Raw genomic sequence first — 14,806 nt, 5'->3', positions numbered from 1 at the left:
GCCACGCCCATCGATGCGACGGCAGGGAATCAAGTGCCCGAGAGCGTGGACAAGCACGAACTGCGACTGATCACCCCTCGCCGTAACGACGCTCGCGAACCGGCGACCGCCGCCTCCAGGGCGGCCAGTACACGGTTCGCGAGCGTCGAACGGGACAGCGTCACTGATCGCGGCGGAAGAGCTTGTTGCCCAGCCACACGATCGGGTCGTACTTGCGGTCGGCGACGCGCTCCTTCATCGGGATGAGCGCGTTGTCGGTGATGTGGATACCTTCCGGGCAGACCTCACTGCAGCACTTGGTGATGTTGCAGTAGCCGAGGCCGTGCTCGTCCTGCGCCGCGTCACGCCGGTCCGCGACGTCGAGCGGGTGCATCTCCAGCTCGGCGATGCGCATCAGGTACCGCGGCCCGGCGAAGGCTTCCTTGTTCTCCTCGTGGTCGCGGACCACGTGGCAGGTGTTCTGGCACAGGAAGCACTCGATGCACTTGCGGAACTCCTGCGACCGCTCGACGTCCACCTGCTGCATCCGGTACTCACCGGGCTTGAGGTCCGCGGGCGGGGTGAACGACGGGATCTCGCGCGCCTTCGTGTAGTTGAAGGACACGTCGGTGACGAGGTCGCGGATCACCGGGAACGTCCGCATCGGCGTCACCGTGATCACCTCTTCCTCGGTGAACGTCGACATCCGCGTCATGCACAGCAGGCGCGGCTTGCCGTTGATCTCCGCCGAGCACGAACCGCACTTGCCCGCCTTGCAGTTCCAGCGCACCGCGAGGTCCCCTGCCTGCGTGGCCTGCAGCCGGTGGATGATGTCGAGGACGACCTCGCCCTCGTTCACCTCCACCGTGAAGTCCTCCAGGGCGCCGCCCGTGTCGTCGCCGCGCCAGACCCGGAAACTCGCCTTGTAGCTCATGCCTTGCTCCCGGGGTGCGCCTCGAGCTCGTCGTCGGTGTAGTACTTCCCGAGCTCGCCGAACTCGAACAGCTCCAGCAGGTCCTGCCGCAGCGGCAGCTGCTCCTTCACCACGACGCCGACGTCCGGGACGACCGGGTTGTCGCCCTCGGCTGCCGAGCACACCAGCAGCTTGTGACGCCACTCGGCGTCCATGCCCGGGAAGTCGTCCCGCGTGTGCCCGCCACGGCTCTCGGTTCGCGTCAGCGCGGCCTTCGCGACGCACTCGCTGACCATCAGCATGTTGCGCAGGTCGATCGCGAGGTGCCAGCCGGGGTTGAACTGCCGGTGGCCTTCCACCGTGACGCGCAGGATCCGCTGCCGCAGCTCGGCCAGCTTCGTCAGCGCCTGCTCGATCTCGCCGGCCTTGCGGATGATGCCGACCAGGTCGTTCATCGACTGCTGCAGCTCGGTGTGCAGGGTGTACGGGTTCTCGGCCGTGGTGCCCTCGGCCGGGTCGAACGGCGCGAGCGCCATCTTCGCCGCGGCGTCCACATCGGACTGCGCGACCGCGGGCCGGTCGGCCAGGCCGAGCACGTACTCCGCGGCGCCGAGTCCCGCGCGGCGGCCGAACACCAGCAGGTCGGACAGCGAGTTGCCGCCGAGCCGGTTGGATCCGTGCATGCCGCCCGAGCACTCGCCGGCGGCGAACAGGCCGGGCACGCTCGCCGCGGCCGTGTCCGGGTCGACCTCGATGCCGCCCATGACGTAGTGGCAGGTCGGGCCGACCTCCATCGGCTCCGCCGTGATGTCGACGTCCGCCAGCTCCTTGAACTGGTGGTACATCGACGGCAGCCGCTTTTTGATCTCCTCGGTCGGCAGCCGGCTCGCGATGTCGAGGAAGACGCCGCCGTGCGGGGAGCCGCGCCCCTCCTTGACCTCGGAGTTGATCGCGCGGGCCACCTCGTCGCGGGGCAGCAGGTCCGGCGTGCGCCGGTTGTTGTCCGCGTCGGCGTACCAGCGGTCGGCTTCCTCTTCGCTTTCGGCGTACTGGCCCTTGAAGACCTCGGGCACGTACTCGAACATGAACCGCTTGCCTTCGGAGTTCTTGAGCACGCCGCCGTCACCGCGCACGCCTTCGGTGACGAGGATGCCCTTGACGCTCGGCGGCCAGACCATCCCGGTCGGGTGGAACTGGACGAACTCCATGTTGATCAGGTTCGCGCCCGCCCGCATGGCCAGCGCGTGGCCGTCCCCGGTGTACTCCCACGAGTTCGACGTCACCTTGAACGACTTGCCGATGCCGCCGGTGGCGAGCACGACCGCGGGCGCCTCGAACAGGATGAAGCGGCCGCTCTCGCGCCAGTAGCCGAACGCGCCGGCGATCTTCCCGTCGGTGGTGAGCAGCTCGGTGACCGTGCACTCGGCGAAGACCTTGATCTTCGCTTCGTAGTCACCGGTCTCGGCGAAGTCCTCCTGCTGCAGCGAGACGATCTTCTGCTGCATCGTGCGGATGAGCTCGAGACCGGTGCGGTCACCGACGTGCGCCAGCCGCGGGTAGGTGTGCCCGCCGAAGTTGCGCTGGCTGATCCGGCCGTCGGCGGTGCGGTCGAACAGCGCGCCGTAGGTCTCCAGCTCCCAGACGCGGTCGGGCGCCTCCTTGGCGTGCAGCTCGGCCATCCGCCAGTTGTTGAGGAACTTCCCGCCGCGCATGGTGTCGCGGAAGTGGACCTGCCAGTTGTCGTTCGAGTTCGCGTTGCCCATTGACGCCGCGCAGCCGCCCTCGGCCATCACCGTGTGCGCCTTGCCGAACAGGGACTTGCACACGACCGCTACGCGGAAGCCACGTTCTCTGGCCTCGATCACCGCGCGCAGGCCGGCACCACCGGCACCGATCACCACCACGTCGTAGCTGTGCCGTTCGACCTCGGTCATGTAGGAATTCCACCTCGGAAATGGGGACGTCGTTGTCGGGAAGGGCGGGGCGTCAGTTCACGAATCTCAGGTCCGAGATCGCCCCGCTGGCCACGAGCATGACGTAGAAGTCGGTCAGCACCAGCGTGCCGAGCGTCGTCCAGGCCAGCGCCATGTGGCGGGTGTTGAGTTTGGTCACCTGGGTCCAGATCCAGTACCGCACCGGGTGCTTGGAGAAGTGCTTCAGCCTGCCCCCGGTGACGTGCCGGCACGAGTGGCAGGAAAGCGTGTAGGCCCAGAGCAGGACGACGTTGGCGAGCAGGACGAGGTTGCCCAGCCCGAAGCCGAAGCCGCCGGTCTTCCCGTGGAACGCCGTGATCGCGTCGTAGGTGTTGACCAGCGAGACGACCAGCGCGACGTAGAAGAAGTAGCGGTGGACGTTCTGGATGATCAGCGGCAGCCGCGTCTCGCCGGTGTACTTCGCCTTCGGTTCCGCGACCGCGCAGGCGGGCGGGGAGAACCAGACGGCCCGGTAGTAGGCCTTGCGGTAGTAGTAGCAGGTCAGGCGGAACCCGAGCAGGAACGGCAGCACGACGAACCCGAGCGGGATGAACCCGGGCAGGTCGCCGAACCAGTGGCCGAAGTGGCTCGAGCCCTCTACGCAGGACGTGGACAGGCAGGGTGAGTAGAACGGCGTCAGGTAGTGGTAGTCGGGCACCCAGTACGCGGTGCGCACGAACGACCGGACCGTCGCGTAGATGATGAACGCGGCGAGCCCGAGCACGGTCAGCAGCGGCTGGAGCCACCACCGGTCCGTGCGGAGGGTGCGCTCGGCGATCCGGGCCCGCTTCGGGGACCGGACGCCGGTGCCGACGCCGTTGTCAGCCGGAGCGCTCACCGCTGGTCGCGCTTGTAGCCGCCGACGCCTTCGTCGTCCGCGCCGTGCCACAGCGCGGGGTCGTACGGCGTGTCGGGCACTTGCACCCGCTCGGTGGGCTTCGCCTGGGACGGCACCGCCAGTGGCGTGCCGTCGAGGTCCGCGGTGTCGATGTCGAGGCGCTCCACGTCGTTGGCGAGCCGGCGGACCGCGGAAGCGTCGCCGTAACGAGAGCGCAGTGCGCCGACGCACTGCCTGAGCTGGCCGATGGTTCGCCGCAGCTCGGCGATCTCGGAGGTGGACATCATTCCTCCCGGGTGGTGGTGGGGCTGGCAGGGAACCGGCCGGGCGATCGCTCGCCGTAGGGCTTTGCCACGCGTCGTGCAGATGTGACAACTAGCACACTAACGGTTCCCCGGGTGATCGGGGTCACGCGGGTGGATCTTCTGAATCGATTTTGATTCGGCGTTTTCCCGAGGTACTGTGGCCAGAGTCACGACCCAGAGGCGCCAGCGCTGCCGTCCCGCGGACCACCACACACCAGTGATCCGGAGCCGGACATGAGCCCCACTCCCACCACGCTGCACCCGGTCGTCGCAGAGGTCACCGCCCGCATCGCCGCGCGCAGTGCCCCGACCCGCACCGCCTACCTCGAGCGCATGGCCGCCGCCCACGCCGAAGGCCCGGTCCGCCGCGGCCTCGCGTGCAGCAACCTCGCCCACGGCTTCGCCGCCATGGAAGGCGCCGACAAGGAGGCGCTGCGGGCCGCGCGCGCTCCCGGCGTCGCGATCGTCTCGTCCTACAACGACATGCTCTCGGCGCACCAGCCGATGCAGGAGTACCCGGCCTGGCTGAAGAAGTCCGTGCGCGCCGCCGGGGGTGTCGCCCAGTTCGCGGGCGGCGTGCCCGCGATGTGCGACGGCATCACCCAGGGCCGCGCCGGCATGGAGCTGTCCCTGTTCAGCCGCGAGGTCATCGCGATGTCGACGGCGATCGCGCTCTCGCACGACATGTTCGACGCGGCCCTGCTGCTGGGCGTCTGCGACAAGATCGTGCCCGGCCTGCTGATCGGCGCGCTGTCGTTCGGGCACCTGCCGGCCCTGCTGGTCCCGGCCGGCCCGATGAACTCCGGGCTGCCGAACAAGGAGAAGGCGCGCGTCCGGCAGCTGTACGCCGAAGGTCTCGCGACCCGCGAAGACCTCCTGGACGCCGAAGCGGCGTCGTACCACTCGGCCGGCACCTGCACCTTCTACGGCACGGCCAACTCCAACCAGATGGTCGTCGAGGTGATGGGGCTGCACCTGCCCGGCGCCAGCTTCGTCCAGCCGGGTTCGTCTTTGCGTCGCGCTTTGACCGAGGAAGCCGGGCGGCGCGTCGTCGCGATCTCGCGCGGCGAGGAGTACACGCCGGTCTCGCGGATCCTCGACGAAAAGGCGTTCGTCAACGGCGTCATCGCGCTGCTCGCCACCGGCGGGTCGACCAACCACACGATGCACCTGGTCGCCGTCGCCGCGGCCGCGGGCATCCAGCTGACCTGGGACGACTTCTCCGAACTCTCGGCCGTCGTGCCGCTGCTGGCGCGGGTCTACCCGAACGGCAGCGCCGACATCAACCACTTCCACGCCGCCGGCGGCATCCAGTTCCTGGTCGGCACGCTGCTCGACGCCGGGCTGCTGCACGAAGACGTCCACACCGTGGCCGGCTTCGGGCTGCACCGCTACCGGGCCGAGCCGATCCTGTCCGACGGTGAGCTGGTCTGGCGCGACGTGCCCACCCACAGCCTCGACGAGGAGGTGCTGCGCCCGGCGTGGCGCCCGTTCGCCGCGGACGGCGGCCTGCGGATGGTCGAGGGCAACCTCGGCCGCGCGGTGGTCAAGGTGTCCGCGGTGGCGCCCGAGCATCGGGTCGTCCAAGCGCCGGCGCGGGTGTTCACCACCCAGGAGGCGTTCACGGCCGCGTTCCAGGCGGGCGAGCTGGACCGCGACGTCGTCGTGGTGGTCCGGCAGCAGGGCCCGCGGGCGAACGGCATGCCGGAGCTGCACGGCCTCACCCCGGCGCTGGGCGTGCTGATGGACCGCGGGCACGCCGTGGCGCTGCTCACCGACGGCCGGATGTCGGGCGCGTCGGGCAAGATCCCGGCCGCCATCCAGGTGACGCCGGAAGCCGCGGCGGGCGGCCCGATCGCGCGGATCGCCGACGGCGACGTCATCCGGCTCGACGCTTCCTCGGGCTCTCTCGACGTCCTGGTCGGTGACGAAGAACTCGCCCTCCGTGAGCTTGTGGACGGACCGCCGTCCGAAGCATCCTGGACCGGCACCGGCCGAGAGCTGTTCGCCGCGTTGCGCCGTGCCGTCGGCCCCGCTGACCAGGGCGCATCCGTGTTCGGCGGCTTGACGCCGGAACACTTCGGAACGCCCGCTTTCGCAACCCAGGAGGTCGGTCAGTGACCACCGGTCAGGACCTGCTCGAGCTGTCCCCCGTGATGCCCGTCGTCGTGATCGACGACGCCGCCGACGCGGTGCCGGTCGCCCGGGCCTTGCTCGCCGGCGGGATCGGGGTCATCGAGCTGACCCTGCGCACCCCGGCGGCGCTGTCCGCGATCGAGCGCGTCGCGGCCGAGGTGCCCGACATCGTCATCGGCGCCGGCACCATCACCTCGCCGGACCAGGCGAAGCAGGCCGCCGACGCGGGGGCGAAGTTCCTCGTGACGCCCGGCTGCACCGACGTCGTCGTCGACGCGTGCTTCGAGACCGGGCTGCCGTTCCTGCCCGGCGCGAGCACGGTGTCGGAAGCGATGAAGCTGGCTGAACGCGGGCTGACGGCGCTGAAGTTCTTCCCGGCGGAGGCGTCCGGTGGGGTCGCGTACCTGAAGTCGATCGCGGGTCCGTTGCCCGGCCTGAAGTTCTGCCCGACCGGCGGGATCACGGTGGCTTCGGCCCCTTCGTATCTGGCGCTGCCGAACGTCGGCTGCATCGGCGGCTCGTGGCTGACGGCCTCGCTCGATTTCGCGAAGATCGAAAAACTGGCCGCCGAAGCCGCCAAGCTGTAGCCGAGATCACCCCGGGAATTCCGGACCCGAACGGCCGAATCGGCGTCCGGATTCCGGGAGTGCCGTTCCCAAGCGCTGGAACGGTACTCCCAACGGGTGTGGCGGCGGTCATGGGTTCCGCCGTTTGTGCCAGTGATCGGTCCATTTGCCTGACAGTCGGTGATTCACCCCCTGTTATCGTTCCTCCTCGCTGTTTCGAGCGAGGAGAACCGGTGTCCCTGACCGATGTGGTCGCCCCCAGTCCTGCCCCCGAGAACGTCGCCGCCCTCATCGGCGAACGGCTTTCCCTGTCCGCCCTCCACCAGCTGGGCGGCACCCTCGGTGGCTATTCCTTCGTCAAGGTCGTGGTGGACCGGGAAAACTCGGTCATCCACTTCCTGAACGACGCGCGCCATTCCTTTCACGCGATCTATATCGGGGAAGAGATCCTCGGCGTCCCCGAAGAACGGGTGCGCGCCGAGATCGATGCCTACAACCAGGACTTCTACCACGCGCCGGACCGCCGCTTCCTGCTCGGCATCCTCGCCCTCCACCCGCAGATGCTTTCGCTGGAGACGGTCGAGGTCGACACCATGCCGGCCGAGCTGATCCGCGAGTTCCACGCCTTCGTGGCGCGGTACGTCGACCCCGCGCTGCCGCTGGTGTTCAAGCCGGCCAACCAGCTGCAGGAGCGGATCGTCCGGGAGATCCCGCCGAGCGAGCTGCCCCGCGTGTTCGCGCACGAGCTGTTCTCGACGGCGCTGTTCGTCGCGCTGAACCCGGGCACGGCCACGGGCCGGTTGCGCGCGTTCCGCAGCGAGGCCGAGTACCGGGCCGCGACGCTGGACTGGTCGGACATCATCGTGATGGACCGCGTGCCCGACGACATCCCGCGGCTGGCGGGCATCGTCAACGCCCGGCACACGACGCCGTTGTCGCACACCAACGTGCTCGCCACCGGCTGGCAGATCCCGAACGCCGTCCAGCTCGGCGCCTTGGCCGACGTCGAGCGCCGCGGGCTCGACGGCAAGTGGATCGAGTACACAGTGGACACCCAGGCGCTCTCGCTGCGGGAGGTCCCCGAGCCGGCCGTGGCGACGCCGCCGAGCTGGTACGCCCAGCGCGTCACGCTGGAGGAGCCGGAGTCCGAGCACCGCCCGATCGTGAACCTGGCGCGGCTGTGCGCGGCCGATCGCCACCGCTACGGCACCAAGGCGGCCAACCTCGGCGAGCTGCACCACGTGCTGGCGCACGGGTCGCAGCGCCTGCTCGGCTTCTACCAGGTGCCGCGGCCGCCGCGGGAGAACCTGCTGCCGTACCTGGCCCGGCTGCTGGACGTCCCCGCCTCGGGTTCCGACCTCGCCGCGGCCGCGCGTCGGCTGCTCGACGACCACGTCCGCGTGCCCCGCGGCATCGCGCTGCCGTTCTCGCTGCAGCGGCGGTTCCTGGAGTCGTCGCCGCGGATCCAGCAGGCCATCGGCAAGCTGAAGATGGCCCTGGAGCTGGACGCGCGGGAGATCGAGCCATTGTGCGTCGAGCTGCAGGGCCTGATCCGGTCGGCGCGGATGCCGGGCGCGCTGGCCGGCGAGATCGACTCCGCGCTCGTGTCGCAGCTGGCCGGCGTGCGGACGTTCGTCGTGCGCAGCTCGTCGAACGCCGAAGACCTGGCCGGGTTCTCCGCGGCCGGGATCTACGAGTCGCTCAACCACGTCACCACGGCCGAGCGGATCTTCGCCAGTGTCAAGGAAGTCTGGGCCTCGCTGGTGTCGGTGCGCAGCGTCCGGCTGCGGCGGCAGGCCGGGATCTCCCTCGACGAGTGCTACATGGGCGTGGTGATCCAGGAGCAGGTCGCGGCCGACTTCGGCGGCGTGCTGGTGACGACGAACCCGATGAACCGCGCGGACTTCCGCACGGTGTACGTCAACGTGTCGCCTCACGTGACCGACGTCGTCGAGGGGTCGGCCCTGCCGATGCAGTACCTGTACTCGACGGTCGAGGGCGGCGGCCGCACGGTGTCGCTCGGCGACGCCACCGAGGACCTCGACTCGCGCGCCCACGACCAGCTGCAACGGCTCGCGATCGCCGGCCGTCTGCTGCAGGGGCACTTCTCGCCCGACTACACCTTCGACTCGCCGGTGGACGTCGAGTGGCTCGCCGACGGCGACCACCTCCACCTCGTGCAGCTGCGTCCGTATTCTGTTTGAGCTTCCGGGAGACACGACCATGCTGGGCCTTCGCCTGCCCGCGAACCCCGCCGTCCGCCGCACCGTGCGGCTGACCTACGGGTTCCAGTTCTTCTTCGGCCTGCTGCTGTGGGTGCCGATCTTCTACCAGTACCAGAAGCTCCTCGGCCTGTCCGACGGCGAGATCTTCGGCATCCAGAGCATCTACTACATCGTGTTCTGCCTGCTGGAGATCCCGACCGGGATGATCGCCGACCGGTTCGACTACCGCACCTCGCTGGCGGCGGGCGCCGGCGTGCTCGTGGCGGCGAACCTCGTGCCGGTGTTCCTCGGCTCGTACCCGGGGTTCCTGCTGCACTTCATCCTGATCGCGCTGGCCCGGTCGCTGGTGTCCGGCGCACAGAGCGCGTACCTCTACGAGTACCTGCACGCTTCCGGTTCGGGCGAGCACTACTTGCGCGTCGAAGGCGTCGGTCGCGCGTTCAGCCTGGTCGGCAAGATCGTGTACTGGCCGGTGATCGGCCTGCTGATGACGTGGAACTTCTCCTCTCCGTATTGGTTGACGGCGATCAACGCGGGCATCGCGCTCGGGTTCGCCTTGAAGCTCCCCGCGATCCCGGGCGGCCGTCGTGTGCGTGACAAGACGGCCTCGCTGCTCGCCGGAGTCGGCGGCGCGCTTTCGGCGTTGCGTTCGTCGCGGTGGCTGATGTTGCTGATGGTGCAGGGCATCGCGATGTTCACGCTGGTCCGCATCTGCCAGGTGAACCTGTTCCAGCCGATCCTGGAGTCGAAGTCGCTGTCGGTGAACTGGTACGGCGCGGTGCTGGCCGCGATGACGGTCTTCGAGGCCCTGGGCGCGGCCCGCCCGCACCGGCTCCGCCGCGCGATCGGCCCGGTGGGGTCGGTGTTCACGCTGACGATCGTGATGGCGCTGTGTCTCGGTGTGGTCGTGTTCGTGGGTTCCTTCGCGACGGTGGTCCTGTTGTGCGTCTTCGCGGTGGCGACGGGGATTTCGTTCCCGGTGCAGAAGCAGCTGCTGAACGACTCGATCCCGGACTCCCGCTACCGCGCGACCCTGTTGTCGATGGAGTCCATTGTGGACCGCGCGGGGTGCGCCCTGGTGGCGGTGGCCCTGGGCGCGTACCTGGCGGCCGGGCAGCTGAACGAGTTCCTGGTGCTGTCGGCGGTGGTCACGTGCGTGGTGATGGGGTTGCTGGCGCTGCTGTTGCTGGCGGTCCGCAAGCACCGCTCGGACCGGCGCCGGCCGGCCGAACGGGAGGCGGTGCCGGCCACCACGGCGTGACGCGCCCGGCGAGCACCGGCGGCCGCCACGACCGGCCCGGCCGTCGTGGTCACCGAGCCGGGTTGGCCGATCCCGCTGTCCACACCTACCACCGTCCGGCGCGCTTTCCGCGCGCCGGACCCGCCGTCAGTCGATGTAGGCGTCGTCGAGCAAGGTGGACTCCGCGCCGTACTCGCGGAGTTCCTCCTTGATCACCGTGTACGCCAGCCCCTGCGGATATCCCTTGCGAGCCAGGAAACCGAGCAGCCGCCGCAGCGCTGTCTGCTCATCGACGTTGCCCAGGGACCCGAGGCGCTTGCGGACCAGTTCCCTGGCCATCTGCTCCTCGGACTCGCGATCGACCTCACCCGCCGCCTGCGCGGCGACTTCGTCGTCAACGCCCTTGCGCCGCAGTTCGGCCAGCAGCGCGGTGCGGGAGAGCCCCTGGGTCTCGTGCCGGGACTTCACCCACAACTCGGCGAACTCCGCGTCGTTCACCAACCCCGCCCGGTCGAGCTTGCCGAGCAGGGTTTCGCTGGTTTCCTCGTCGAACCCCTTGCGGTGCAACGCCTGCCGGAGCTCCTCCTGAGTGCGCGCACGCACGGCCAGGAGGTCGTAACAGATCTCCTTGGCTTTCTTGTAGCGCTCCTCGGGAGGCAGCTCGGCCGGCGGAACCTTCGGCGCCCTCGCCACCCTCGATCACTCCTCGTTCTTCACAAGCCCAAAGCCACGCTCACCACACAACGCGACCACACCGGGAGTCCAGGGGTCGGCCCCCGGGAGGCACGATCAGAAGTCGACCGGCGCCGGCACGGCTTCGACGGCCTCGGCGTCGATCTGCGCGCCGATGCCCAGCTTCTCCTTGATCCGCTTCTCGATCTCGTTGGCGATGTCCGGGTTGTCGCGCAGGAACTTCCGCGCGTTCTCCTTGCCCTGGCCGAGCTGGTCGCCCTCGTACGTGTACCAGGCGCCGGACTTGCGCAGGATCGCCTGGTCGACACCCATGTCGATGAGCGAACCCTCGCGGGAGATGCCGTGGCCGTACAGGATGTCGAACTCGGCCTGCTTGAAGGGCGGGGCCATCTTGTTCTTCACGACCTTGACGCGGGTGCGGTTGCCGACCGGCTCGCCGCCGTCCTTGAGCGTTTCGATGCGGCGCACGTCGAGCCGGATCGAGGCGTAGAACTTCAACGCCTTGCCACCGGTCGTGGTCTCCGGGGAGCCGAACATGACGCCGATCTTCTCGCGCAGCTGGTTGATGAAGATCGCGGTGGTGCCGGAGTTGTTCATGGCACCGGTGATCTTGCGCAGCGCCTGGCTCATCAGGCGGGCCTGGAGGCCGACGTGCGAGTCGCCCATCTCGCCCTCGATCTCGGCGCGCGGCACGAGCGCGGCCACGGAGTCGATGACCAGGATGTCGAGCGCGCCGGAGCGGATCAGCATGTCCGCGATCTCCAGCGCCTGCTCACCGGTGTCCGGCTGGGAGACGAGCAGCGCGTCGGTGTCCACACCGAGCTTCTTGGCGTAGTCGGGGTCCAGCGCGTGCTCCGCGTCGATGAACGCCGCGATGCCGCCGTTGCGCTGTGCGTTCGCCACCGCGTGCAGGGCGACCGTGGTCTTACCGGAGGACTCCGGGCCGTAGATCTCGATGACCCGGCCGCGGGGCAGCCCGCCGATGCCGAGGGCGACGTCGAGGGCGATCGCGCCGGTGGGGATCACGGCGATGGGCGCGCGGCCCTCTTCGCCGAGGCGCATGACCGAGCCCTTGCCGTACTGCTTGTCGATCTGCGCGAGCGCGAGCTCGAGCGCCTTGTCCTTGTCGGGTGCTGCAGGCATGGAAGTCCACCTCGCTGGTCCGAGCCCCCGTCGAGGGCTCTCTGTGTCTGTTCTTCAGCTGTCCGGTCCGACGCTAGCGGCGGGGTCCGACAATTCCAGGCGCGGCGCCCAATCTGTGGATCGCTGGACCCGATGTGGACAACACCCTAGACGAACACCTGTTCGAGGTCGGCAGCGACACACCCTTGCGCTAGGGTTTTCGCCCACCCGGGTCGGCCCTGCGAGGATCCGCGCAGGTCAGCGCCGTTCACGGGGGACGTCGAAGGCGTCGCAGACCTCTCGCCAGACCTCTTTGGCCGGGATTCCCGCGGTCAGCGCCTGGTCGACGGTGCGGCCGCCGAGCCCGCTGAGCACGTGGTCCCTGGACAGCACCTGAGCCCGCCCAGGGCCGAACTCGTCGGCCATCAGCCGCCGGAAAACCGTGATCCGCATCGAACCCACTCTATCCGGAGGGCGCGAACGGTCCGTTCGCTGCCCGCCCGGCCGCCCGCCCGGTGCGGTGACGTCTTGAATGGCTCATTCAGGTCTTCGGAGGCCAGGGCCCCGGCAAAGTCACGGCCGCGCGCGGAGTCGGGTGTCCCGAATGAGTCATTGGGGACGCCGGAGGTCCCGAATGAGTCATTCGCGACGTTGGGCGGGGGTTGGCGACGTCATGAACGACTCTTTCCTGTCGTCCAGCGTCATGAACGACCCTTTCATGACGCCCAGCCCGGCAAACGCGACTTTGCCGGGGCCCTGTCTTGGAGGCCCTGAAGACTCATTCAAGACCCTCGCCGAGCCGCCCGCCTACTCCCCGGGCTGGACGCTCGCCTCGAAGTAGTTCGCGAGGGTGCCCGGCGTGGTCGCCTCGGCCTGGTCGCTCGAGTTCAGCTGGTAGATGAAGCCCACCAGCGGCCGGTCCGACACCGTGAACACGAGCACCGCCGCCGTCTTGCCCGCGGCCGACGAGTAGTGCCCCGCGAGCCCGTTGCCGCCCCAGTCCGCCTCGGTGCGGTCGCCGCCCGCCGAAGCGAGCAGGCCGTCGGTGTACTGCTTGAGCTTGTCGGCGTCGTCACCCTGGACGTAGGTCACCTGCGTGCCCGCCCGACCCGGCGCCGAGCAGGTCGAGGCCACCCCGAGGCTCTGCGCCGGGGCCGCCGGGCCGTTGCCCATGCCCGGCTTGCAGTCACCGGTGTCGGCGATCTTCCCGGCGAGCTGGCGCAGGCAGCCGGTGAGGCCCTTGTCGTCGGCCTGACCGGGCGTCTTGCACTGGTCGGCGGTGAAGGTGGCCGTCGAGGACGACGACGTCAGGAAGAAGGTCAGCCCCGCCGCGAGCACCAGCACGACGGCGACCGCGATCCCGACGAGCAGCTTCTTCTTCCCGCCGGGCTTCGGCTCGGCCCGCTCCGGCGCGGGCGAGTACGCGGGGAAGTTCGACGGCACCGGCTGCGGCCCGCTGGGAGGGAAGTTGGACGGCGCGTAACCCTGGTACGGCGGCGGCGCGTACTGCGGCCGGCGCGGGGCGCCCGCGGCCACCGCCCCTTCGACGTTCTGGGTGCGCGCGCCCACCCCGTCCCGGGCGACGTGCTGGGCGCCCAGCGCGACGGCGGTCTCCGGCTGGTCGAGGCTGCCGGGCACGACACCGAGCTTCTCCGCGATCATCGTGCCGACCAGCGGCAGCCGGCTCGACCCGCCGACGAGGTAGATGCCGGCCAGCCGGTCCGGGGTGAGCCCGGACGAGCGCAGCGTCCGCGAAAGCAGTTCGACGCTGCGCAGCATCGCCGGCCGGACCAGGCCCTCCAGCTCACCGCGGGTGACGAGGACGTCCTTGAACGGCTCGGGCATCGGCACCTCGGTCTGCGGGTGCCGCGACAGCGCCTCCTTGGCCGCTTTGACGTCTTCCTGCAACGCGCGGCGAGTACGCCGGTCGCCCGTGGACTCCGGCCGCAGCAGCCGCTGCCAGCGCTGCGGGTCGGAGTGCGAGACCTCGCGCCCGACGTGCACCATCAGCGCCTGGTCGACGTCGAGGCCGCCGAGGTCGGGCAGGCCGTCCTCGGCGAGCACGGTGAACCCGTTCTGCGTGGCGCCGACGACGGCGACGTCGAACGTGCCCGCCCCGAGGTCGTAGACCGCGAGCGCCTGGCCGGGGGCCAGCGACTTGCCGGGGAACGACGCGAAGTGCGCCGCCGCGGCGACGGGTTCGGGCACCAGCAGGATGTTCTGGCCCATCCCGGCGAGCCGGGCGGCCGACATCAGGACGTTGCGGCGGGTCTGGCCCCACTGCGCGGGGTGGGTCAGCCGGACCTCGTCGGGCTGGTCGCCGCCGAGCTGGCGGGAGGTTTCTTCGAGGACGCGGCGCAGGATGGCGGCCAGCGCGTCGGTCACCGGCACGACGTCGGTGCCGAGCAGCAGGGTCTGCTCGTCGATGCGGCGCTTGGGGTTCGGCTCGAAGCGCGTCGGGTCGAGACGGGCCCGGCGCTCGGCGTCGCGGCCGACCATGATCGTGCCGTCTTCGCCGGCGAACACCGCCGACGGCATGTTGGCCGAGCCGTCCACTTCGACGACCCGGGGCGGCATGCCGTGCGCCGAAAGGACGGCGACGGTGTTGGACGTCCCGAGGTCCACCGACAGGATCCGCACTGCACTCCCCTTTGCGAACCTTTGCGAAAAACACGCCTTGACGGCGTCCGCCGTGATGCTGCCATGCGCGCGGTCACCGTGCGTGCGGACCCGCGAAAGTCGCCGCTCCTTGACTTCGGCGGTGATCACAGTGCACGATAGTTGCGCAGTTCGGTCATCTGAGTTGCACAGATCGC

The 14,806-nt window shown here is 69.6% G+C and carries 12 protein-coding genes; 4 read left to right on the top strand and 8 right to left on the bottom strand.

The genetic code is table 11. The features are described 5' to 3' along the window. Positions 1–160: 160 nt before the first annotated feature. Genes AB0N03_RS28065 through AB0N03_RS28050 form a run of 4 tightly spaced genes read right to left on the bottom strand, consistent with a single transcriptional unit; the run spans position 161 to position 3,987 of the window. Complete coding sequence (locus AB0N03_RS28065) at positions 161–913, bottom strand: succinate dehydrogenase/fumarate reductase iron-sulfur subunit (protein ID WP_364377580.1); 753 nt, start codon at positions 911–913, stop codon at positions 161–163. Next, a complete protein-coding gene (locus AB0N03_RS28060) occupies positions 910–2,826 on the bottom strand; it encodes a fumarate reductase/succinate dehydrogenase flavoprotein subunit (RefSeq protein WP_364377578.1) in 1,917 nt (638 codons plus the stop codon). Before AB0N03_RS28060 ends, AB0N03_RS28065 begins: the two co-directional genes overlap by 4 nt. Before the next feature lie 52 nt (positions 2,827–2,878). Next, positions 2,879–3,703 (bottom strand): hypothetical protein, encoded by an 825-nt coding sequence (locus AB0N03_RS28055; RefSeq protein WP_364377576.1) that lies wholly within the window; start codon positions 3,701–3,703, stop codon positions 2,879–2,881. After that, positions 3,700–3,987, bottom strand: a complete 288-nt coding sequence (locus AB0N03_RS28050; RefSeq protein ID WP_364377575.1) for a hypothetical protein — start codon at positions 3,985–3,987, stop codon at positions 3,700–3,702. The genes AB0N03_RS28055 and AB0N03_RS28050 overlap by 4 nt, the downstream gene beginning before the upstream one ends. Positions 3,988–4,242: 255 nt before the next feature. Between AB0N03_RS28050 and edd the strand changes: the two genes are divergently transcribed. From edd to AB0N03_RS28030, 4 genes are all read left to right on the top strand, one after another. Further along, positions 4,243–6,129 carry a phosphogluconate dehydratase gene (edd, locus tag AB0N03_RS28045; protein ID WP_364377573.1) on the top strand — a complete coding sequence of 629 codons (1,887 nt, stop codon included), beginning with the start codon at positions 4,243–4,245 and terminating at the stop codon, positions 6,127–6,129. Beyond that, positions 6,126–6,731: a bifunctional 4-hydroxy-2-oxoglutarate aldolase/2-dehydro-3-deoxy-phosphogluconate aldolase gene (gene eda / locus AB0N03_RS28040; protein ID WP_364377571.1), complete on the top strand. Its 606-nt coding sequence runs from the start codon at positions 6,126–6,128 to the stop codon at positions 6,729–6,731. Before edd ends, eda begins: the two co-directional genes overlap by 4 nt. A 212-nt stretch (positions 6,732–6,943) precedes the next feature. Continuing rightward, complete coding sequence (locus tag AB0N03_RS28035) at positions 6,944–8,914, top strand: PEP/pyruvate-binding domain-containing protein (protein WP_364377569.1); 1,971 nt, start codon at positions 6,944–6,946, stop codon at positions 8,912–8,914. Positions 8,915–8,933: 19 nt separating this feature from the next. Continuing rightward, on the top strand, positions 8,934–10,196 hold the full coding sequence (locus AB0N03_RS28030; RefSeq protein ID WP_364377567.1) for an MFS transporter: 1,263 nt from the start codon (positions 8,934–8,936) through the stop codon (positions 10,194–10,196). A 126-nt stretch (positions 10,197–10,322) separates the two neighbouring features. Here the strand turns inward: AB0N03_RS28030 and AB0N03_RS28025 are convergent, their stop codons facing one another. From AB0N03_RS28025 to AB0N03_RS28010, 4 genes are all read right to left on the bottom strand, one after another. Beyond that, positions 10,323–10,868 carry a regulatory protein RecX gene (locus tag AB0N03_RS28025; protein WP_364377565.1) on the bottom strand — a complete coding sequence of 182 codons (546 nt, stop codon included), beginning with the start codon at positions 10,866–10,868 and terminating at the stop codon, positions 10,323–10,325. Between the two features lie 96 nt (positions 10,869–10,964). Further along, entirely contained in the window at positions 10,965–12,011 is a 1,047-nt protein-coding gene (recA, locus tag AB0N03_RS28020) for a recombinase RecA (protein ID WP_364377563.1), read from the bottom strand. 237 nt (positions 12,012–12,248) lie between these two features. Continuing rightward, a complete protein-coding gene (locus AB0N03_RS28015) occupies positions 12,249–12,443 on the bottom strand; it encodes a DUF3046 domain-containing protein (RefSeq protein ID WP_364377561.1) in 195 nt (64 codons plus the stop codon). 354 nt (positions 12,444–12,797) lie between these two features. After that, complete coding sequence (locus AB0N03_RS28010; RefSeq protein ID WP_364377560.1) at positions 12,798–14,630, bottom strand: Hsp70 family protein; 1,833 nt, start codon at positions 14,628–14,630, stop codon at positions 12,798–12,800. Between the last annotated feature and the right edge of the window lie 176 nt (positions 14,631–14,806).

The organism is Amycolatopsis sp. NPDC051061, from assembly GCF_040682935.1.
GTDB lineage: Bacteria > Actinomycetota > Actinomycetes > Mycobacteriales > Pseudonocardiaceae > Amycolatopsis.
This window is presented reverse-complemented; position numbering and strand designations above follow the sequence as displayed.